Source organism: Kitasatospora sp. NPDC127067 (assembly GCF_042724755.1).
Lineage (GTDB): Bacteria > Actinomycetota > Actinomycetes > Streptomycetales > Streptomycetaceae > Kitasatospora > Kitasatospora lactacystinica.
Genome location: NZ_JBHXEM010000245.1, coordinates 1 through 5,049, shown reverse-complemented (window position 1 = coordinate 5,049; position 5,049 = coordinate 1). Strand labels below are relative to the sequence as shown.

General features: G+C 72.6%; 4 protein-coding genes and 1 rRNA gene. All 5 read right to left on the bottom strand.

Annotated features, from left to right (window positions below; all coding sequences use genetic code 11):
• Nucleotides 1–110 precede the first annotated feature (110 nt).
• Nucleotides 111–833, bottom strand: coding sequence for a DUF3159 domain-containing protein (locus tag ACFWJ4_RS40765; protein WP_359909901.1), 723 nt, complete (start codon nucleotides 831–833; stop codon nucleotides 111–113).
• Nucleotides 834–835: 2 nt separating this feature from the next.
• On the bottom strand, nucleotides 836–1,243 hold the full coding sequence (locus tag ACFWJ4_RS40760; protein WP_359909898.1) for an OB-fold nucleic acid binding domain-containing protein: 408 nt from the start codon (nucleotides 1,241–1,243) through the stop codon (nucleotides 836–838).
• 65 nt (nucleotides 1,244–1,308) lie between these two features.
• Nucleotides 1,309–1,989: a response regulator gene (locus ACFWJ4_RS40755; protein WP_049657530.1), complete on the bottom strand. Its 681-nt coding sequence runs from the start codon at nucleotides 1,987–1,989 to the stop codon at nucleotides 1,309–1,311.
• A 119-nt stretch (nucleotides 1,990–2,108) separates the two neighbouring features.
• The gene (locus ACFWJ4_RS40750) at nucleotides 2,109–4,700 is read right to left on the bottom strand and encodes an ATP-binding protein (RefSeq protein WP_380554307.1); all 2,592 of its coding nucleotides are present in this window, start codon (nucleotides 4,698–4,700) and stop codon (nucleotides 2,109–2,111) included.
• A gap of 266 nt (nucleotides 4,701–4,966) precedes the next feature.
• Nucleotides 4,967–5,049 (bottom strand): 5S ribosomal RNA (gene rrf / locus ACFWJ4_RS40745); the annotation flags it as partial.

The following is a 5,049-nucleotide window of genomic DNA, read 5'->3' as shown; positions in this document are numbered from 1 at the left end:
CCTCGGCCGCCCAGTAGCCCCGCGGGCACAGCGGACGGGCCCGCACCCCTCGTGGGGGTGGGGGCCCTTCTCCGTCGTTCGGACCGGCCTCCCGGCCGGCCCGGAGGCGGCTACTTCGCCGGCTCCTCCTCGTCCAGCTGTGCCTTGATCGGCGGCGGCGCCTTCAGCAGGATCTGCCAGGTCACGTACATCGCCAGCAGCATCGGCGGGATGCCGAGGGCGACCTTCAGCCAGCCCAGCAGGTTGACGTTGTGGGTGAAGTACAGCGGGAAGAGGATCACCGGCTTCAGGCCCATGATCAGCACCCAGGCCCAGGTCGCCTTGGTGTAGGCGGCCAGGCGGCCCGGGTTCTCCTTGCGCCAGGTGAACATCTCGCCGGTGATCGGGCCGAGCATCACCCCGATCATCGGCCAGCGCGCCAGCGCGGAGGCCGCCAGGGCGATGCAGTAGCCGACGTTCCAGAGCAGGCCGGGCAGGTAGAAGTCCTCGGCCTTGCCGCTCTTCATCGAGATCCAGGCGCCGAGGGCGACACCGAACACCCCGCTGAAGGCGTGCTGGATGGTCTGCCGCTTCGCCAGCCGGGCCACCACGAACAGGGCGCTCAGGCCCAGCGCGGCCCAGGCCGAGGTGCTGACCTGGTGGGTCAGGTTGTAGGTGACGATGAAGACCAGGCCTGGCAGCGTCATGTCGATCATGCCGCGCACGCCGCCGAAGGCCTGGAGCACGGTGTCGGCAGCCTCCTTGGAGGCGGCCCTGCGGGCGGCCTCCGCGTCCGCGGGATCGACGGCCAGGTCGAGCTGGGCGGCGGCCTCGCCGCCGGGCTGGTTGCTCACGCTCATTCGCTCCCGTGTCCGACCGGACGCAGCTCATAGCGGGGGTTGAACAGCACGCGGCGCCCGCGTGCGTGACCGATGCGGCCGCTGGCGACCAGCCGGCGGCCGGGCTCTATCCCGGCGATCGAACGGCGGCCGAGCCAGACCACGTCCAGCGCCTCGGTACCGTCGAAGAGTTCGGCCTCCAGGGCGGGCACACCCGCCCGGGGGCGCAGCGTCACCGTGCGCAGCGTGCCCGCGACGGTGACCAGATCGCGGTCCCCGCAGCCGGCGATCGGCGTGCAGCCGGACTCCGCGGCGATCTCCTGACGCAGCTCCTCGGCGTCCAGCTCCTCGGCCGAGGAGGTCAGCCGGCTGAGCATGCGGCGGAACCGCCCCTGCGGCTGGCCGCTGCTGTTGTCACCACTCATGTCGGAAGGGTACCGGGTTCCGGCCCCCCGGCGGCAGGTCGCTCGACCGCCGGGGGCGGCCGGGGTCAGCTCTCGAACCGGTATCCCATGCCCGGCTCGGTGATGAAGTGGCGCGGGTGCGAGGGGTCGCGCTCCAGCTTGCGGCGCAGCTGGGCGAGGTAGACCCGCAGGTAGTTGGTCTCGGTGCGGTACGCCGGGCCCCACACCTCCTGCAGCAGCTGGGTCTGGCTGACCAGCCGCCCGGCGTTGCGGACCAGTACCTCCAGCAGGTGCCACTCGGTCGGCGTGAGGCGGACGTCGGCGCCGTCCCGGTTGACCTTCTTGGCCGCGAGGTCGACGGTGAAGGACTCGGTGACGACCAGCGAGTCGGCCTCCCCGGCCACCGGCTCGGCCCGCCGCACGGCGGCCCGCATCCGGGCGAGCAGCTCGTCCATGCCGAACGGCTTGGTGACGTAGTCGTCGGCGCCGGCGTCCAGGGCCTCGACCTTCTCGTCCGAGGCGTGCCGGGCCGACAGTACGATGATCGGCACCCGGGTCCAGCCGCGCAGGCCGCGGATCACCTCGACCCCGTCCATGTCGGGCAGGCCCAGGTCGAGGACGACCACGTCCGGATGGCGGGCCGCGGCCAGCTCCAAGGCGCTCGCGCCGTCATGGGCCGCGTCCACCTCGTACTTGCGGGCCTTGAGGTTGATCACCAGCGCGCGGACGATCTGCGGTTCGTCGTCCACGACGAGGACCCGGGTCATGTGCGGGCTCCGCCTTTCGGGGCTGTCTGACTTACGGACTGGGGACTGGCTCTACGACTTTCGCTGCGGCGCGCGGCCCCGGGGAGGGGCGCCCGGCCCGGCCGGTGCGCCGCCGGTTCTCAGGTGATCAGCTCCGGGAGCGGACCGCCACCCTCGCCGCCCGGCTCCCCCGTTTCGGGCGGCCGGTCGACCACCGGCAGGCTGACGACCATGGTGAGGCCGCCGCCCGGGGTGTCCTCGGCGGTGACGGTACCGTCCATCGCCTCGACGAAACCGCGCGCCACCGCGAGTCCGAGGCCCACCCCGGCACCGCGCGGCGCGTCCCCGTACCGCTGGAACGGCGCGAAGATCTTCTCCTTCGCCTCTTCCGGCACCCCCGGGCCGCGGTCCACGATCCGCAGCTCGACCCGGGCCGGCCGCCCCGGCTGCCGCAGCTCGTCGGCCTTGACCAGCACCTTGACGCCGTCCGGGCTGTACTTGACGGCGTTCTCCACCAGGTTGGCCAGCGAGCGCTCCAGCAACCCGCCGTCGGCCCGGACCATCGGCAGCGTCTCCGGCACCTCCAGCCGGACGGACTCCAGCGGCACCCCGCCGAGCGCGAACGGCACCACCTCGTCCAGGTCGGTCTCCTGGATCAGCGGGGTGACGGTACCGGTCTGCAGGCGGCTCATGTCGAGCAGGTTGTTGATCAGGTGGTCCAGCCGGTCCGCCCCGGCCTCGATGCCGGCCAGCAGCTCGGCCTCGTCCTCCGGGTCCCAGTCGACGTCGGCCGAACGCAGCGAACTCACCGAGGCCTTGATGCCCGCCAGCGGGGTACGCAGGTCGTGCGAGACCGCCGCCAGCAGAGCCGTCCGGATCCGGTTGCCCTCGGCCTCCCGGCGGGCCTCGGCGGCCTCCCGGGCCAGCCGGCGGCGCTCCAGCACCACGGCGGCCTGCGCGGCGAACGCCCCGAGCAGGCGCCGGTCCGCCCCGGGCAGCACCCGGCCGCGCAGCACCAGCGCCAGGCTGTCGCCGACCGGGACGTCCACGTCGGCCTCCTCCGGCCGCTCCGGCGGGCGCGGGCCGGCGGAGGCCACCGGCACCCAGGGCGCGAGCGGATCGGGCCGCTCCAGCAGCGCGGCGCTCTCCTGCCCGAAGGTCTCCCGCACCTGCTCCATCAGCGCGGTGAGCACCCCGTCGCCGTTGGGCGCGCCGCGCAGCACCGTGCCGGCCAGCGCGCTGAGCGTCTGCGCCTCGGTCTGGCTGCGGGCCGCCTGCTGGGTGCGCCGGGCCGCGAGGTCCACCACCGATGCCACCGAGATGCCGACGATGGTGAATATCGCCACCGCCATGATGTTCTGCGGCTCGTTGATGGTGAAGGTGTGCAGCGGCGGGGTGAAGTAGTAGTTCAGCACCGAGGAGGCGACCAGCGCCGAGCCGATCGCCGGCAGCAGCCCGCCGACCAGCGCCGCGCACACCGTCAGCGACAGGAACAGCAGCATGTCGGTGGAGAGCCCCAGCCCGCCGATCGCGGTCAGCACGATCGCCAGCACCGGGGGGCCGACCAGCCCGATCAGCCAGCCGGCGACCGTCCGGGTACGGCCCAGGTCGGTGATCCGGCGGACCGGTATCTTGCCGCGCCGCCCGTGCCCGGCGTGCTCGTGGGTGACCATGTGGACGTCGATGTCCCCGGCCTCCCGGGTCACCGTGGTGCCGACGCCCGGCCCGTACAGGTACTGCCAGGCGGGCCGCCGACTGGTGCCCAGCACGATCTGGGTGGCGTTCACGCCCCGGGCGAAGTCCAGCAGCCCGCCGGCCGGGTCGTCGCCGAGGACCGCGTGGAAGGAACCCCCGAGGCTCTCCACCAGCACGCGCTGCTCGATCAGCGTCTGCGGCGAGCCGGAGCCCACCAGCCCGTCCGAGCGGGAGATGTGCACGGCGAGCAGCTCACCGCCGGAGACCCGGGCGGCGATCCGGGCCGCCCGGCGGATCAGCGTCGCCCCCTCGGGCCCGCCGGTCAGGCCCACCACGATCCGCTCCCGGGCCTGCCAGGTGCCCTCGATGCCCTGCTCGGCCCGGTACTTCTGGAGGTACTCGTCCACCCGGTCCGCGGTCCACAGCAGCGCCAGCTCGCGCAGCGCGGTCAGGTTGCCCGGACGGAAGTAGTTCGCGAGGGCGGCGTCGATCTTCTCCGGCGCGTACACGTTGCCGTGCGCCAGCCGCCGCCGCAGCGCCTGCGGGGACATGTCCACCAGCTCGATCTGATCCGCCCGCCGGACCACCTCGTCCGGCACGGCCTCGCGCTGGCGCACCCCGGTGATGCCCTCGACCGCGTCGCCGAGCGACTCCAGGTGCTGGACGTTGACGGTGGAGATCACGTCGATCCCGGCCGCCAGCAGTTCCTCGACGTCCTGCCAGCGCTTCTCGTTGCGGCAGCCGGGGACGTTGGTGTGGGCCAGCTCGTCCACCAGGGCCACCTGCGGGCGGCGGGCGAGGACGGCGTCCAGGTCCATCTCGGAGAAACGGGCGCCGCGGTGCACCACCTGCTGGCGCAGCACCACCTCCAGCCCGGCGACCATGTCCGCGGTCCGTCGGCGGCCGTGGTCCTCCACGAACGCGACCACGACGTCCGTGCCACGCTCCTGGCGCCGGTGCGCCTCGGCGAGCATGGCGTACGTCTTGCCGACCCCGGGGGCTGCCCCGAGGTAGATGCGCAGCCTGCCTCGTCCCATGAGCACCATTCTTGATCCGACCCGGCCCGGAGGACATCCCCGGACACCTGTTCCCCTTGCCTTCGAGACTACGGTGTGCGACGCGATTTTCCGCTGATCAGTGCGCTGATCAGGCGGTTTTAGCGGCATATTGACGGTGGACCAGCCACTCGGCGGGGGTCGTCCGGGAGGGTCCGGAGGCACCGGAGCCGGCCTGTCGGGCCCATCCGGACCGGAAATGCGAAAAGCCCCTGATCCGAGTGGATCAGGGGCTTTTCTGAATAATTGTTCGGCGGCGTCCTACTCTCCCACAGGGTCCCCCCTGCAGTACCATCGGCGCTGTAAGGCTTAGCTTCCGGGTTCGGAATGT

Coding starts and splice junctions, on each gene's coding strand:
- ACFWJ4_RS40760 (WP_359909898.1), bottom strand. CDS start 1,243: ATGAGTGGTGACAACAGCAGCGGCCAGCCGCAGGGGCGGTTCCGCCGC.
- ACFWJ4_RS40755 (WP_049657530.1), bottom strand. CDS start 1,989: ATGACCCGGGTCCTCGTCGTGGACGACGAACCGCAGATCGTCCGCGCG.
- ACFWJ4_RS40750 (WP_380554307.1), bottom strand. CDS start 4,700: ATGGGACGAGGCAGGCTGCGCATCTACCTCGGGGCAGCCCCCGGGGTC.